The 14,980-nt window shown below is 42.3% G+C and carries 18 protein-coding genes and 1 pseudogene; all 19 read left to right on the plus strand.

Annotation, left to right across the window (positions count from 1 at the left end; genetic code table 11):
• Positions 1 to 941: peptide chain release factor 1 (gene prfA / locus AOQ70_RS11385; RefSeq protein ID WP_059376354.1), on the plus strand; the 941-nt coding region annotated here is incomplete at its 5' end.
• On the plus strand, positions 931 to 1,815 hold the full coding sequence (gene prmC, locus AOQ70_RS11390) for a peptide chain release factor N(5)-glutamine methyltransferase (RefSeq protein WP_059376361.1): 885 nt from the start codon (positions 931 to 933) through the stop codon (positions 1,813 to 1,815). The genes prfA and prmC, both read left to right, overlap by 11 nt.
• A 141-nt stretch (positions 1,816 to 1,956) precedes the next feature.
• On the plus strand, positions 1,957 to 2,436 hold the full coding sequence (locus AOQ70_RS11395; protein ID WP_024423739.1) for a hypothetical protein: 480 nt from the start codon (positions 1,957 to 1,959) through the stop codon (positions 2,434 to 2,436).
• 122 nt (positions 2,437 to 2,558) lie between these two features.
• Positions 2,559 to 3,212, plus strand: coding sequence for a stage II sporulation protein R (gene spoIIR, locus AOQ70_RS11400; RefSeq protein WP_024423738.1), 654 nt, complete (start codon positions 2,559 to 2,561; stop codon positions 3,210 to 3,212).
• Positions 3,213 to 3,276: 64 nt separating this feature from the next.
• The gene (locus AOQ70_RS11405) at positions 3,277 to 3,720 is read left to right on the plus strand and encodes a GNAT family N-acetyltransferase (RefSeq protein WP_059376369.1); all 444 of its coding nucleotides are present in this window, start codon (positions 3,277 to 3,279) and stop codon (positions 3,718 to 3,720) included.
• A gap of 161 nt (positions 3,721 to 3,881) precedes the next feature.
• Complete coding sequence (locus tag AOQ70_RS11410) at positions 3,882 to 4,934, plus strand: L-threonylcarbamoyladenylate synthase (protein ID WP_082700845.1); 1,053 nt, start codon at positions 3,882 to 3,884, stop codon at positions 4,932 to 4,934.
• Positions 4,935 to 4,994: 60 nt separating this feature from the next.
• On the plus strand, positions 4,995 to 5,549 hold the full coding sequence (locus tag AOQ70_RS11415) for a manganese efflux pump MntP (RefSeq protein WP_059376373.1): 555 nt from the start codon (positions 4,995 to 4,997) through the stop codon (positions 5,547 to 5,549).
• Between the two features lie 63 nt (positions 5,550 to 5,612).
• Positions 5,613 to 6,071 (plus strand): low molecular weight protein arginine phosphatase, encoded by a 459-nt coding sequence (locus AOQ70_RS11420; protein ID WP_059376376.1) that lies wholly within the window; start codon positions 5,613 to 5,615, stop codon positions 6,069 to 6,071.
• A gap of 133 nt (positions 6,072 to 6,204) precedes the next feature.
• Positions 6,205 to 6,654 (plus strand): ribose 5-phosphate isomerase B, encoded by a 450-nt coding sequence (gene rpiB / locus AOQ70_RS11425; protein ID WP_003214714.1) that lies wholly within the window; start codon positions 6,205 to 6,207, stop codon positions 6,652 to 6,654.
• A 12-nt stretch (positions 6,655 to 6,666) separates the two neighbouring features.
• On the plus strand, positions 6,667 to 7,206 hold the full coding sequence (locus AOQ70_RS11430; RefSeq protein ID WP_039182113.1) for a TIGR01440 family protein: 540 nt from the start codon (positions 6,667 to 6,669) through the stop codon (positions 7,204 to 7,206).
• 177 nt (positions 7,207 to 7,383) lie between these two features.
• Positions 7,384 to 8,631, plus strand: a complete 1,248-nt coding sequence (glyA, locus tag AOQ70_RS11435; RefSeq protein WP_034281450.1) for a serine hydroxymethyltransferase — start codon at positions 7,384 to 7,386, stop codon at positions 8,629 to 8,631.
• 147 nt (positions 8,632 to 8,778) lie between these two features.
• Positions 8,779 to 9,408 carry a uracil phosphoribosyltransferase gene (gene upp / locus AOQ70_RS11440; protein ID WP_003214553.1) on the plus strand — a complete coding sequence of 210 codons (630 nt, stop codon included), beginning with the start codon at positions 8,779 to 8,781 and terminating at the stop codon, positions 9,406 to 9,408.
• Between the two features lie 499 nt (positions 9,409 to 9,907).
• The gene (locus tag AOQ70_RS11450; protein ID WP_024423731.1) at positions 9,908 to 10,291 is read left to right on the plus strand and encodes an ATP synthase subunit I; all 384 of its coding nucleotides are present in this window, start codon (positions 9,908 to 9,910) and stop codon (positions 10,289 to 10,291) included.
• A gap of 7 nt (positions 10,292 to 10,298) precedes the next feature.
• A complete protein-coding gene (atpB, locus tag AOQ70_RS11455; protein ID WP_003215198.1) occupies positions 10,299 to 11,033 on the plus strand; it encodes a F0F1 ATP synthase subunit A in 735 nt (244 codons plus the stop codon).
• A gap of 48 nt (positions 11,034 to 11,081) precedes the next feature.
• Complete coding sequence (gene atpE, locus AOQ70_RS11460) at positions 11,082 to 11,294, plus strand: F0F1 ATP synthase subunit C (RefSeq protein ID WP_003214968.1); 213 nt, start codon at positions 11,082 to 11,084, stop codon at positions 11,292 to 11,294.
• 120 nt (positions 11,295 to 11,414) lie between these two features.
• On the plus strand, positions 11,415 to 11,936 hold the full coding sequence (gene atpF / locus AOQ70_RS11465; protein WP_034281220.1) for a F0F1 ATP synthase subunit B: 522 nt from the start codon (positions 11,415 to 11,417) through the stop codon (positions 11,934 to 11,936).
• Positions 11,933 to 12,397, plus strand: a pseudogene (locus AOQ70_RS19960) (F0F1 ATP synthase subunit delta); the annotation flags it as partial. The gene atpF and the pseudogene AOQ70_RS19960, both read left to right, overlap by 4 nt.
• A gap of 96 nt (positions 12,398 to 12,493) precedes the next feature.
• Positions 12,494 to 14,002 (plus strand): F0F1 ATP synthase subunit alpha, encoded by a 1,509-nt coding sequence (atpA, locus tag AOQ70_RS11470; protein ID WP_039182105.1) that lies wholly within the window; start codon positions 12,494 to 12,496, stop codon positions 14,000 to 14,002.
• Positions 14,003 to 14,090: 88 nt separating this feature from the next.
• Entirely contained in the window at positions 14,091 to 14,957 is an 867-nt protein-coding gene (locus AOQ70_RS11475) for a F0F1 ATP synthase subunit gamma (RefSeq protein WP_024423727.1), read from the plus strand.
• Positions 14,958 to 14,980: the final 23 nt, after the last annotated feature.

The raw sequence follows: 14,980 nt of genomic DNA on the forward strand, positions 1-14,980 counted from the left end.
AAACTGTTGAGGTATATAGACAATATCGTGCGGCATACGACCAGCTGAATGATGCGAAAGCAATGCTCGAAGAGAAGCTGGATGCCGAGATGCGCGACATGGTCAAAGAAGAAATTTCAGAGCTCACTGAGGAAACGGAACGTTTAGAAGACGAGCTGAAAATTTTGCTGATCCCGAAAGATCCGAATGACAACAAAAACGTTATTGTGGAGGTTCGTGGTGCAGCGGGTGGAGAAGAAGCTGCTCTTTTTGCAGGAAACCTTTACCGCATGTACAGTCGTTATGCTGAAATGCAAGGCTGGAAAACGGAAGTGATGGAAGCGAGTGTCACTGGCACAGGCGGTTATAAAGAGATTATCTTTATGATCAGCGGGAAAGGCGCATACTCCAAACTAAAGTTTGAAAACGGCGCACACCGCGTGCAGCGTGTTCCAGAAACGGAATCAGGCGGACGGATTCATACATCAACTGCGACAGTCGCTGTATTACCTGAGGCTGAGGAAGTTGAAATTGATATCCATGAAAAAGACATCCGTGTCGATACTTTCACATCTAGCGGACCTGGCGGACAAAGTGTCAATACAACCATGTCTGCTGTTCGATTAACTCACCTTCCAACAGGTGTTGTTGTATCCTGTCAGGATGAGAAATCACAAATTAAAAACAAAGAAAAAGCCATGAAAGTACTGCGTGCGAGAATTTATGATAAATTCCAGCGTGAAGCACAGGCTGAATATGATCAAACACGTAAATCTGCGGTTGGAACAGGGGATCGTTCAGAGCGTATCCGTACGTACAACTTCCCGCAAAACCGTGTAACAGACCACCGCATCGGATTGACGATTCAAAAGCTTGATCAAATCTTAGAAGGAAAACTTGACGAGGTCATTGATGCACTAATTATGGAAGACCAAGCAAGAAAGCTTCAAGATGCGAAATAAAGAGCGAACAATCTTCGAAGCCCTTAAATGGGCTTCTTCTTTGTTAACGGAAGCTGGCAGAGACCAAAATGCAGCAGAACTCCTGTTGATGCATGTGCTTGGCTGGAGCAGAAGTGAGCTTCTTGCACGTTTTCATGATGCGCTGCCTGAGGAGCAAGATCAACTGTTCAGCAAATTTGTGACGCAGCATAAGGCAGGTGTTCCTGTTCAGCATTTAACGGGTGTTGAATTCTTTTACGGACGTCCTTTCGAGGTGAATAAGCATGTTCTTATTCCTCGTCCTGAAACGGAAGAAGTTGTGTTGGCGGCGCTCAATTTGGTAGGTGACGTTTTCCCGCCCGATCAGCCGCTCAAAGCAGTTGACGTTGGCACAGGAAGCGGCGCCATTGCGATTACGCTCGCTCTTGAAAAAAAATCACTATCTGTCACAGCGACTGATATCTCACAAGAAGCACTTGCGGTAGCAAAGCGGAATCAACAAGCGCTCGGTGCAGACGTTCATTTTTTACATGGAGATTTACTTGAACCGGTTATAGCTCAAGGTATTAAAGTAGATGTATTTATTTCCAATCCACCTTATATTGCGGCGGAAGAAATGGACAGTCTGTCTGAGGTTGTGACGAAGCATGAGCCGGTGAATGCGCTGACGGACGGACGTGATGGCTTGTGGTTTTATAAACGTCTTGTTCGTGATCTTCACAGCGTGCTGAGTGAACAGGCAGTTGTTGTCTTTGAAATTGGACATACGCAAGGTCAAGATGTCACAGCGCTTCTCGTGCAGGCTTTTCCTAAAGCGCATGTCTACACCGTCAAAGATATTAATGGAAAAGATCGAGCTGTTTGCGCACACATTCAAAACGGAAAGTCCGGCTGAATATAGCCGGACTATTTTATTATGTAAAGATGAAACTTATGGTAAAAGAGAAACGTATATATAGAAGAATGAACATTCTGATCATGATTTTTTACATAAATTTGTTTTGAAGGAGCGAATGGTGTGAACAAAAGGTATGCGATGGTGTTGGTCATCGTCAGTGTACTATTGATTGTGAGTGCTTGTGGTAAACCGAGCTTTAAAAAAGAGGCAGCAGCATTTGGAGAAAGCTATAAAAAAGCACAATACACAGTGAATCGAACGGATGACCTATCTGATATGAAAGAGAAGCTGAAGGTTTATTTAACCGAACATGAATATCAAGAATATACACAAGACAGCATGTTCCCGAGCATATTAGAAGCGGCGAAGGATCAAGATTGTCAAATTAAACTGAAGAAAATTATGTTTACGCCTTCAGATGAAAGCGATGACAGAATTGAATTTAACTATGAAATGGTGATCCAATTTATCGATCAAAAAGGAAAAGTCAAAAAAGAAATCGAGAAAAAAGGGGCCATGACTGTTATTAAAACAGAATCTGGTTTAAAAATCAGCCGAGATTGGGATGGGAGACTGTACCCTTCTGACTACCAATCCTCACTCAAAAGTCGTTCTTAAAGAGAACGGCTTTTTTGTTTTGACTCATAATCTATTAAAAAATTCATATTGACTGTTTATGAAATGAGTTTCCTGGACACAATGTTTGTAGCGAAGAGAAAAAGTGGGGGGAACACTCAATGTTGAAAAGTAAAACGATGATTTGTCTTTATATGTTTCTATTATTATGCGGTGCTTTTGCAAACCTTGGCAGAGAGGAGACAGCGGCTGCTTCTGCAAATCAGCCTGTTGTTATACCAGATGAAGCGATTCGATTACGCATTTTAGCAAATAGTGATCGTTCAGCGGATCAGGATGTGAAAAGAAGTATTCGTGACGAGGTCAATGCGAATATGACGGAGTGGGTCAAAGACCTCACATCCATTGAAGAAGCAAGACGTGTCATTCGATCAAAGCTGCCAGAAATCAATCGTATCGCCAAAGCGAAATTGAAGGAACAGCATATTGATCAATCTGTATCGGTCAGTTTTCAAAAAGCTTCATTTCCAACAAAACTCTATGGAAATTTCGTCTATCCTGCTGGGAAATATGAAGCCATTTTAATTACGCTTGGAGAAGGGGACGGAGCCAACTGGTGGTGTGTGTTATTCCCGCCGCTCTGTTTTATCGATTTTTCAAACGGAGAAGCCATTGCCTCACCAGAAGGCGATGATGATAAACAAGTGACAGCGCAGCAAACGAAAGAGTCTGTCAATGAAGTGGTGAAAGAAGAGGAAGAAGAGACAGGTGAAGTGAAGTTCTTTTTGTTCGAATGGGTCTCTAGTCTTTTCTCTTAAAAAAGGTATAAATCGGTTTTTGCCTCATAGAGTTGAAGTAAGAGATCAAAAAAGAGGTGAAAGCATGTATTATCAATTAAGAATAGCCACAGAGGAAGATGTCCCGTCGATCAATGCTTTTCTTGAAAAGGGACAAGCAAAAGGCGGAGTAACGCTTGCAGAGCGAACGACATTTGTCGTGATGGAAGATGCGGATGGTCAGCTGGCAGGCTGCTTAGGTCTTGAACAGCTCAATGAACAAGAGGGATTGCTGCGGTCGCTTGTCATATCAGATAAGCTCGGTCAGGGGCACATTGTCTCCTTGTTCCAAAGCGTTCAAACGCTCGGAGAAAAAATAGGTGTGGATACTTTTTATGTCGTTGCAAACCATTCCTCTTCCCATGATTTTTTGGCATTAATGGGCTTTACGCCTTTAGAAGAAATCCCAGAAAGCATATGGAGCTCTGCACATGCAAAAGAGACATTGGGGAAAGAACAGGCTGTGGTTCTGCAAAAAAAAGGCAGTTAATCACAAAACGATGGACTTATACACATACTTATCCACTATAAAACAAGCGTTATCCACAAATTGTGGACAACGCTTGTTTTATTGATCATCATCTTTTATACTTTCAAAAGGATAATTGAGATATATCAACAGTTTTATCTTTTTTAAAAGGAGTTTGTATGATGTTAAATACAAAAAGGTGGTCTGTGGATTTAGAAAAGGATTTATCCACATACTATCCACAAATTAAACAGGCGGCCGATCTGCTGCAGCAAAATGAAGTGGTTGCTTTCCCGACAGAGACCGTTTACGGACTCGGGGCAAATGCGAAAGAGACAGAAGCCGTGATGAAAATTTATGAAGCGAAAGGGCGTCCGAGTGATAATCCGTTGATTGTTCACATTGCGGAAGTTCAGCAGCTTCACGAATTTGCACAAATAGAAAGCGAAAAAGCGAAGGCGCTGATGGATGCCTTTTGGCCGGGCGCCTTAACCATCGTTCTTCCGTGTAAGCCGGGCACTTTATCCAAGCAGGTTACAGCAGGTTTATCCACAGTAGGTGTGAGAATGCCTGACCATCCCATTGCGCTTGAGCTCATCCGAGCAGCTGGTCTGCCAATTGCTGCACCAAGTGCGAACCGTTCAGGGAAACCTTCACCAACACAAGCCGACCATGTAGCGAGTGATCTCGAAGGAAGAATCGCTGGAATTGTGGATGGAGGTAAAACTGGAATTGGTGTTGAGTCAACGGTTGTATCCTGTGTCGGTGAGACCCCAGTGATTTTAAGACCGGGCGGAATTACAAAAGAAGCATTAGAAGAGGTTGTGGGGACGGTGAGTGTGGATCCAGGGCTGACAAAAAAGGACGAGGCGCCAGTATCGCCAGGTATGAAATACACACACTATGCACCTGAAGCCCAGATGTATATCTTTCATGGAAGTGATGAAGACATGCAGCGGCACATTCAGAAATACAAAGCTGAAGGTCTAAAAGTCGGAGTACTGACAACAGAAGAAAAGAAATCGCTGTTTGCGGCAGATGTTGTGTACAGCTGTGGATGGAGAGAAAAACCTGAAACGGTTGCTGCAAACCTCTATCGTGTACTGAGACAATTTGATGAAACGGATGTAGACTTGATTATTTCAGAAGCCTTTCCAGAGCAAGGAGTTGGTTCTGCCATTATGAACCGTCTGCAAAAAGCCGCAGGAGGGCGTACACTCCCTTCGTTCCAATAGTTCTAACCTTTCTTGGACAAACATAGGTTAAAGGAGAATGTGTGTCCAAGGGGGATTTACATGAACGAACTAGCTGGCGAATTGCTGACGCTCAGCATCATGGCTTTTGCACTTGGAATGGATGCTTTTTCGGTTGGACTTGGTATGGGGATGATTCAGCTGAGGTTCCGCCAGATCATTTATATTGGATTTGTTATTGGGATATTTCATATGTTTATGCCGCTTTTTGGGATGCTGACAGGTCAGCTCTTATCCGGATGGCTCGGTCTTCTTGCCACCTATATTGGCGGGGCGCTGCTTTTGGTGCTGGGACTGCAAATGATCGTTGCTTCTATCCGCAAAGAGGATAAGCCCTTTATCGCACCTGTTGGGACTGGTCTCGTTCTTTTTGCTACAAGTGTCAGCCTAGACAGCTTCTCTGTTGGTTTAAGCCTCGGGATTTACGGTTCCCAGGTGTGGATGACTATATTATTGTTTGGTTTTTTTAGTATGCTTCTCACATGGCTCGGATTATTACTCGGCAAACAGGTTCGGTCATGGGTGGGTTCATATAGCGGCGCGCTTGGCGGAATCATTTTACTAGCCTTTGGTATCAAATTATTATTTCCGCTCTAGCCAGTCTCCTTACATAACATGTAGAATGAAATGCTATATAATAGAAGAAAAGGAGGGCGAAAGATGAAAATCTTATTTGTTTGTACGGGAAATACATGCAGAAGTCCAATGGCTCAAGCCCTTTTTGCTTCCATTGCAGATGAAAAAGGTTTAGAGGTCACTGTAAAATCAGCGGGCATTTTTGCCTCCGATGAAGGGAAGGCGTCTCCTCAAGCGATCGAAGCATTATTTGAGAAAAGCATTCCACTGAATCACTCATCATCAAAATTGACAGAGGAGCTTCTGCGCGAAGCTCATTACGTCTTCACGATGACTATGCAGCATAAACAGTTGATTACTGAGCAGTATGCGCATGCAAAAGGCAAGGTCTTCACTTTAAAGGAATTTGCGACAGGAACAGAAGGTGATGTTTCCGACCCGTTTGGAGGAAGTCTTTCTGTTTATCAGGAAACTCGTGATGAACTTGAAGCCTTACTGTATCAGCTCGCTGAGAAATTGAAAAAAGATCATCATCATAGATAACCTGTAAAACCGTTGCGTCAACGGTTTTTCTGCTTTTGTTTGCAAATCACTAGGCAGAGGTTAAAATATAACTGTAAATAAAGAATGAATGTAAGATATAACAGATCAACTCACCCTTAGGAGGAATTGCCCGATGAAAGTAGCCATTGCATCCGATCACGGCGGAACGAATATTCGTGAAGAAATCAAACAACTGATGGATGAATTGAAGATTGAATACATTGATATGGGTTGTGAATGCGGATCAGGTTCTGTAGACTACCCAGATTATGCATTCCCTGTAGCCAATATGGTGGCAAACGGAGAAGTCGACCGCGGCATTTTAATTTGCGGGACAGGCATCGGCATGAGCATCTCGGCAAATAAAGTAAAAGGAATTCGCTGTGCATTAGCACATGATACATTTAGTGCTAAAGCAACTAGAGAACACAATGATACGAACGTTCTTGCAATGGGAGAGCGAGTGATTGGACCAGGATTAGCACGTGAGATTGCGCACATTTGGCTGACAACAGAGTTTACAGCAGGACGCCATGCTGTGCGGATTGGCAAAATTGCTGATTACGAAGAAAAGCACCTATAAGGAGCGCTTAATATGAACATTGGTCAAGATTGGCTTGAAATGTTAAAAGAGTTTCATCAAACAGTTGAATTGCGTGCCGGGCAAATCTTAGTTATTGGCTGTAGTACGTCAGAAGTGGCTGGTGAGCATATTGGTACTGCAGGAAGTGAGCAAATTGCTGCGTCCATCTATCAAGAATTGGATCAGTTAAGACGAGAGACCGGCATTGAGCTCGCCTTTCAATGCTGTGAGCATCTAAATCGTGCCCTAGTCGTTGAAGAAGAAGTGGCTTTCCGTTTTAACTTGGAGATTGTAGCTGCAGTACCTGTCCGTAAAGCGGGTGGTTCGATGGCGGCTCACGCGTATCAGCAAATGGAACATCCTGTATTGGTCGAATCCATTGAGGCGCATGCTGGAATTGATATCGGCGATACGTTAATTGGGATGCACTTAAAGAGAGTCGCTGTACCTGTCCGTCTCAGCCGTCATCAATTAGGACATGCACATGTGACTTTTGCGAAAACACGTCCGAAGCTGATTGGCGGAGAAAGAGCGGTTTATACAAGATCATAGCTTCGATATATTTCTAATATAATGTTGAATGATGAAGACGCTTTACCACTTGAATATTCGGGTTTTCATAAAAAAGAAGTCGATTTTCCAAAAAAAACTTTTACATTTTACTCAAAAACCGTGTACAATGAGATGGTGAAAACATCGAATGGAAATAGATTGGAGAGGATTTCGCTGATGAAACATTTACCTGAGCAAGACGCACAAGTATTCAAAGCAATTCAACTAGAGCGGAAACGCCAGCAGGACAAAATCGAATTAATTGCATCAGAAAACTTCGTAAGCGAAGCAGTCATGGAAGCACAGGGCTCTGTATTAACAAATAAATACGCTGAGGGTTATCCTGGTAAACGCTACTATGGCGGCTGTGAACATGTAGACGTTGTGGAAGATATCGCACGTGACCGCGCAAAAGAAATTTTTGGCGCTGAGTATGTGAACGTACAACCTCACTCAGGTGCTCAAGCGAACATGGCTGTTTACTTTACTATTCTTGAGCATGGCGATACAGTGCTGGGCATGAACTTATCACATGGCGGACATTTAACACACGGAAGCCCTGTAAACTTTAGTGGTGTACAGTACAACTTTGTAGAATATGGTGTAGATAAAGAAACTCAGCATATCGACTATCAAGATGTACTTGAAAAAGCACGTGAACATAAGCCGAAACTAATCGTTGCGGGTGCAAGTGCATACCCACGTCAAATTGATTTCAAAAAGTTCCGTGAGATTGCTGATGAAGTCGGTGCTTACTTTATGGTCGACATGGCTCACATTGCTGGTCTTGTTGCAGCAGGTCTTCATCCAAATCCAGTTCCTTACGCAGATTTTGTGACAACAACAACTCACAAAACATTACGCGGACCTCGCGGCGGAATGATTCTTTGCCGTGAAGAGTTTGGTAAAAAGATCGACAAATCGATCTTCCCTGGTATTCAAGGTGGACCACTCATGCATGTCATCTCTGCAAAAGCTGTTTCTTTCGGTGAAGTATTGAACGGAGATTTCAAAACATATGCACAAAACGTCATTGATAATGCAAAACAACTAGCTGAAACTCTTTTATCTGAAGATATTCAGCTTGTATCTGGCGGAACAGATAACCATCTTGTTCTCATTGACTTGCGTTCTCTTGGCATCACAGGAAAAATTGCAGAAAACGTTCTTGATGAAATCGGTATTACAGTGAACAAAAATGCAATTCCTTATGATCCAGAGAAACCATTTGTCACAAGTGGTGTACGTGTAGGGACAGCTGCAGTAACAAGCCGCGGTTTCGATCAAGAAGCGATGAAAGAAGTCGGTTCCATTATTGCACTTGCGCTAAAACATCATGAAGATGAAGCGAAATTAGAAGAGGCGAAAAAGCGTGTATCTGATCTTACGGCTCGTTTCCCTCTATATAACGAATTAGATTATTAAAAAACAGACCCATTTGCCTATTTTTGGCATGTGGGTTTTTTTTGTAGGATTTGCGAATCATATTGAAAGATGATGTCTTTTTATGTAGAATTGTAGGAAGTGTGCAAAGTTCACCGGAAGATGACAGAAAAGGAGTTGTAGCAAGCTATGGCAAAGGTTTATGTATTTGATCACCCGCTTATTCAGCACAAACTTACATATATTCGTGACGTTCATACAGGAACTAAAGAATTTAGAGAGTTAGTGGATGAAGTCGCAACATTAATGGCATTTGAAATCACAAGAGATTTACCGCTTGAAGAGGTAGATGTAGAAACACCTGTACAAGTAGCGAAATCAAACGTGATCTCAGGTAAAAAACTCGGTGTTGTGCCAATTTTAAGAGCAGGTCTTGGAATGGTAGACGGGATTTTGAAACTCATTCCAGCTGCTAAAGTGGGACATGTTGGTTTATACCGCGATCCGAAAACATTAAAGCCTGTTGAATATTATGTGAAGCTTCCATCTGATGTGGAAGAGCGTGAATTTATCGTAGTAGATCCAATGCTTGCAACTGGCGGCTCAGCAGTCGAAGCGTTAAACAGCTTGAAAAAACGCGGTGCGAAAAACATTCGCTTCATGTGTCTGATTGCTGCCCCTGAAGGTGTAGAAGAAATGCAAAAGCATCATCCAGATGTTGATATCTACATTGCAGCATTAGATGAGAAACTAAACGAAAAAGGTTACATCATTCCAGGTCTTGGTGATGCTGGTGACCGTATGTATGGAACGAAATAAGAAAGTCTTAATAAAAGCCCACATGCAAAACGTGCATGTGGGCTTTTTTGAAATATATGACAAACGGTTGATACCGTTCATAGAAAAATCATTGTATACTGAACATTGGCTGTTTTTTTCAATGAATGTCACATCTCTCCTAAAGTTTGATGAAATTGTGAACATTTTGTGTGCTCTATCACTATAGAAAAGTTTTTTAACTTTCAACCGATTGACACATCATAGACGCTATTGTATGCTAAACGAGGGTATTATGGTAAGGTTTTCATAGCCTATAGCACTCTACTAATCCTCATTGTGAACCCTTTAATAATCAGGGTTTGTATCAACGAATGAAGCAGCATCCCATAGATCTAAAGATTTCAAGTCTGATTGTGCAATTAGACCGATGGGTGATTGATTTTTTTCGAATAGGACGGCTTATCATAAGCGTCTTCTACGCAGTTTTCATCACCATTTATCACCTTTTTTACAATATTTTTCATCGGGAGTCAGATGAATGAACGATCCAAACGCGATTTTCCGCAGACAGAGTAAATACATGTTCTATCTATTGGCAATTTTTGTGTTTGGCTATGCCATGCCTGGTTTTAAACCACTGTTTCTTGGTTTCATTATCGGCACAATTTTTGCTTTCTTTAATTTATTCCTACTTATACGGAGAATGCACGCTTTTGATCGAGCGGTTAAAAAAGGAAAATCCATTCGTTCAATGGGAAGTACAGCCAGGTGGGCCAACGCGATTCTCGCAGTAGCGATTGCTTGGCGTTACCCTAATGAAGTTCATCTGGCAGGTGTTGTTATAGGATTAATGACAATATATCCTGTCATTATGATAGATTCCTTCATTCAACTTAAACGTTCTACTATGGAAGAGAGGTGAATACTCTTTGGGTCACAGTTCAAAAACTACAGAATTTTTAGGGTTAACGTTCAACTTATCCAATGTTCTCATGATTACGATTGCTAGTATCATCGTTCTTCTCATAGCGGTGCTGACTACTCGTGTTCTGTCTATTCGTCCGACTAAGGCGCAGAACTTCATGGAATGGATCGTTGATTTTGTTCGAAATATCATAGGTAGTTCGATGGACATGAAAACAGGAGCCCCATTTCTAGCGCTTGGCGTTACATTACTCATGTACATATTTGTTTCAAACATGCTTGGACTGCCATTCTCGATTACGGTCGATCACAACTTGTGGTGGAAATCACCAACTGCTGATCCTGCAATCACAATGACACTAGCAATTATGGTCATGGGTCTCACACACTACTATGGTGTCAAGGCAAAAGGAGTCAAGGAATATACGAAAGACTACTTTAGACCAATTCCGCTTTTAGTACCATTGAAACTTATTGAAGAATTTGCAAACACGCTAACACTTGGTTTGCGTCTTTACGGAAATATTTTCGCTGGAGAGATTCTTCTTGGGTTACTTGCAGGACTTGCGACCAATTTCTACACGCAAAACATTGCGCTTGGTATCGTTGGTACATTAGGTGCCATCGTGCCGATGATTGTATGGCAGGCATTCAGTTTGTTTGTCGGAACAATCCAGGCATTTATCTTCACCATGCTGACAATGGTGTACATTTCCCATAAAGTCAGCGACGAACACTAAAAAATTGAGAGTCCAAAAAGGACGTTATTTTAAAGGAGGAGCTTTTTAATGAATTTAATAGCAGCAGCAATTGCAATCGGTTTAGGAGCACTAGGAGCAGGTATTGGTAACGGTCTAATCGTATCTAAAACAGTTGAAGGAATCGCTCGTCAGCCAGAAGCTGGTAGAGAACTAAGAACACTTATGTTCATCGGGGTCGCTTTAGTTGAGGCACTTCCAATTATCGCTGTCGTTATCGCATTCTTGGCATTCTTTGGTTAATATGTGAGAAGCGTTCTAATATGAATTTTAATGGCGAAGATCAGATTAGTTCGAAACTTCGCCATTCCTTTATGTTTTGTTTCTTAACATATTATTTAAAGAAGGGAGTTGCCGTACTAAATGTCTCAGTTACCAGTGGTTTTAGGAGCAGGGGGCTTAAGCTTCAACGCCGGTGATATGTTATTCCAGCTTATCGCTATGCTCATTTTGCTTGCACTTTTAAAGAAATTTGCGCTTAAACCTTTATTAGGTATTATGAAGCAGCGTGAAGATTATATAGGAAATGAAATTTCAAGTGCTGAAGAAAAGCACGTTCAAGCTGAAAAGCTTCTTGAAGAACAACGTGTCTTATTGAAAGAAGCACGCGAAGAATCACATACACTCATCGAAAATGCGAAAAAGATTGGTGAAAAACAAAAAGAAGAGATCATTCAAGCAGCACGTCAAGAATCAGAGCGCTTGAAAGAGTCTGCTAGAACTGAAATCGTGAAAGAAAAAGAACAAGCTGTGGCTGCACTGCGTGAGCAGGTTGCATCACTATCTGTGCTGATTGCATCTAAAGTGATTGAAAAAGAACTTGATGAGCAGGCACAAGAGAAATTGATTCAAGAGTACCTTAAAGAGGCAGGCGAAAGCCGATGAGCGTAACTATTGTCTCTAAGCGTTACGCTTCTGCTCTTTTTGACATCGTTCTTGCTTCTTCGGCAGTAGACGAAACTGAAAAAGAGCTGAATGAGATCAAAAAAGTTCTAAAGGCTGACCAAGAACTCAATGACTTCCTTGTTCATCCAAAGATTACGGCAGACAAAAAGAAACAGTTGATTGCTGAAGCTTTCAAAGGTGTTTCTACTTATGTATTGCACACAATGTATTTACTGATTGACCGCGGACGCACGAATATTTTCTCTGAAATGACGTCTGAGTTTGTGAAACTTGCAAACCGTACGAAACAAATAGACGATGCGGTCGTGTATTCAGTGAAACCGCTGAGCGGTGCTGAAATCCAATCTTTATCTGAAGTATTTGCCAAAAAAGCCGGAGTCACATCACTGCGTGTTGAAAATGTGATTGACAAGGATCTAATAGGCGGAGTGAAAATCCGTATCGGAAACCGCATTTATGACGGCAGTGTCAGCGGAAGCTTTCCCGCATTGAACGTCAGCTTGCAGGCGAAAATCGTTAGAAGGGGTGAAACCTTAGTGAGTATCAAAGCTGAAGAGATTAGCGCGCTGATAAAGCAGCAAATCCAAAACTATCAATCAGAAATTGAAGTAAAAGATGTCGGTACAGTCATTCAAGTAGGGGACGGTATCGCGCGTGTACATGGCCTTGACAACATTATGGCAGGAGAGCTGGTTGAGTTCTCTAACGGTGTAATGGGTATGGCTCAAAACCTTGAGGAGTCTAACGTAGGTATCGTTATTTTAGGACCTTACAAAGATATCCGCGAAGGTGACGACGTAAAACGTACAGGTCGTATCATGGAGGTTCCAGTAGGTGAAGAGTTAATCGGACGTATTGTGAACCCGCTTGGTCAGCCTGTTGATGGACTAGGTCCAATCTTAACAAGCAAAACACGTCCAATCGAAAGTGAAGCACCTGGCGTTATGGATCGTAAATCTGTACATGAGCCGCTTCAAACAGGAATTAAAGCAATTGATGCCTTGATTCCAATCGGCCGCGGACAGCGTGAATTGATCATTGGTGACCGTCAAACAGGTAAAACATCTGTTGCAATCGATACGATTCTAAACCAAAAAGATCAAGACATGATCTGTATTTATGTAGCCATCGGACAAAAAGAATCAACGGTTCGTGGTGTTGTTGAAACACTTCGTAAGCATGGTGCGCTTGACTACACAATCGTTGTCACAGCTTCTGCATCACAGCCAGCTCCACTTCTTTACCTTGCTCCTTATGCAGGTGTAACGATGGGTGAGGAATTCATGTATAACGGCAAGCACGTACTTGTTGTCTATGATGACCTTTCTAAACAAGCGGCAGCTTACCGTGAGCTTTCATTATTGCTTCGTCGTCCTCCAGGTCGTGAGGCATTCCCTGGTGATGTTTTCTATCTTCACTCTCGTTTATTAGAGCGTGCAGCGAAGCTTAGTGATGAAAAGGGTGGCGGTTCTATCACAGCATTGCCTTTCGTAGAAACGCAAGCTGGTGATATCTCTGCATATATCCCAACAAACGTTATTTCCATCACAGATGGACAGATTTTCTTACAATCTGACCTCTTCTTCTCAGGCGTACGTCCAGCGGTAAACGCAGGATTGTCTGTATCTCGTGTAGGTGGTTCTGCACAAATCAAAGCGATGAAAAAGGTAGCAGGTACACTTCGTCTGGATCTTGCTTCTTATCGTGAGCTTGAAGCGTTCGCTCAGTTTGGATCTGATCTAGACCAAGCAACTCAAGCGAAATTAAACCGTGGTGCAAGAACAGTTGAAGTCTTAAAACAAGACTTAAACAAACCGCTTAAAGTTGAAAAACAAGTAGCGATTCTTTACGCACTAACAAGAGGATACTTAGACGATGTTGCCATTGCTGATGTTAAACGTTTTGAAGCTGAGTTATTCATGTACATTGAAGAAAACCATAAAGGCTTGTTTGACACAATCTCTCAAACAGGAAATATGCCTGCTGATGAAGAGTGGAAGACAGCAATCGAAGGCTTTAAACGTACGTTTGCACCAAGCAACTAATTAGTAATCTTTCCGAGAGAAAAAGATTCTCTTTTTCTCTCTTTTCACGTAAATGAACACGGATTCCTGAAAAAAGGTGGTGAAATCTTTGGCCTCATTACGCGATATAAAGTCAAGGATCACGTCAACGAAAAAATCGAGTCAGATCACAAAAGCGATGCAAATGGTATCAGCTGCGAAACTGAATCGTGCTGAAAACAATGCGAAGTCTTTTGTTCCTTACATGGAGAAAATCCAGGAAGTGGTTGCTGCAATCGCAACTGGAACAAGTGCTAAGCACCCAATGCTTCTTTCAAGACCTGTCAAGAAAACAGGGTATCTCGTCATTACATCTGATCGAGGGCTTGCAGGACCTTTTAACAGCTCGATTTTGCGTGCCGCTTACCAAACCATTCAATCTCGTCATCAATCCGCTGATGAATATGCGGTGATTGTCATTGGTAAAATCGGACGCGACTTCTTCAAAAAGCGTGGTATTCCAGTTATTTCTGAAGTAACAGGGCTTGGAGACGAAGTAGCGTTTGCTGATATTAAAGAATTAGCAAGCAGCACAGTTCAAATGTTCTCTGATGAAGCGTTTGACGAACTTTACATGTTCTACAACCACTTTGTCAGTGCGATTTCACAAGAAGTAACAGAGAAGAAATTATTGCCGCTAACGGACCTTTCGGCCGCAGCGACACCAAATAAACGTTCCGCATCTTATGAGTTTGAGCCTTCTGAAGAAGAAATTCTTGAAGTTCTCCTTCCTCAATATGCAGAGAGTTTGATTTTCGGTGCGCTTCTTGACAGCAAAGCAAGTGAACATGCTGCAAGAATGACAGCAATGAAGAGTGCAACAGACAACGCGAAAGAATTGATCGACAGCCTGACACTCTCTTACAACCGTGCTCGTCAAGCAGCGATTACACAAGAGATTACAGAAATTGTCGGCGGAGCAGCTGCCTTAGAATAGAAATAATTGTCAGGAGGGAATGC

Origin of the sequence: Bacillus sp. AM 13(2015), assembly GCF_001518755.1 — a bacterium.
Lineage (GTDB): Bacteria > Bacillota > Bacilli > Bacillales > Bacillaceae > Bacillus > Bacillus safensis.

What these genes read in the sequence shown, in the direction of transcription:
- rpiB (WP_003214714.1), top strand. Translation starts at nt 6,205, where the DNA reads ATGAAAGTAGCCATTGCATCCGATCACGGCGGAACGAATATTCGTGAA.
- AOQ70_RS11415 (WP_059376373.1), top strand. Translation starts at nt 4,995, where the DNA reads ATGAACGAACTAGCTGGCGAATTGCTGACGCTCAGCATCATGGCTTTT.
- AOQ70_RS11395 (WP_024423739.1), top strand. Translation starts at nt 1,957, where the DNA reads ATGGTGTTGGTCATCGTCAGTGTACTATTGATTGTGAGTGCTTGTGGT.
- AOQ70_RS11420 (WP_059376376.1), top strand. Translation starts at nt 5,613, where the DNA reads ATGAAAATCTTATTTGTTTGTACGGGAAATACATGCAGAAGTCCAATG.
- AOQ70_RS11405 (WP_059376369.1), top strand. Translation starts at nt 3,277, where the DNA reads ATGTATTATCAATTAAGAATAGCCACAGAGGAAGATGTCCCGTCGATC.
- atpF (WP_034281220.1), top strand. Translation starts at nt 11,415, where the DNA reads ATGTCTCAGTTACCAGTGGTTTTAGGAGCAGGGGGCTTAAGCTTCAAC.
- AOQ70_RS11410 (WP_082700845.1), top strand. Translation starts at nt 3,882, where the DNA reads ATGTTAAATACAAAAAGGTGGTCTGTGGATTTAGAAAAGGATTTATCC.
- AOQ70_RS11450 (WP_024423731.1), top strand. Translation starts at nt 9,908, where the DNA reads ATGAACGATCCAAACGCGATTTTCCGCAGACAGAGTAAATACATGTTC.
- atpE (WP_003214968.1), top strand. Translation starts at nt 11,082, where the DNA reads ATGAATTTAATAGCAGCAGCAATTGCAATCGGTTTAGGAGCACTAGGA.
- glyA (WP_034281450.1), top strand. Translation starts at nt 7,384, where the DNA reads ATGAAACATTTACCTGAGCAAGACGCACAAGTATTCAAAGCAATTCAA.
- AOQ70_RS11430 (WP_039182113.1), top strand. Translation starts at nt 6,667, where the DNA reads ATGAACATTGGTCAAGATTGGCTTGAAATGTTAAAAGAGTTTCATCAA.
- prmC (WP_059376361.1), top strand. Translation starts at nt 931, where the DNA reads ATGCGAAATAAAGAGCGAACAATCTTCGAAGCCCTTAAATGGGCTTCT.
- upp (WP_003214553.1), top strand. Translation starts at nt 8,779, where the DNA reads ATGGCAAAGGTTTATGTATTTGATCACCCGCTTATTCAGCACAAACTT.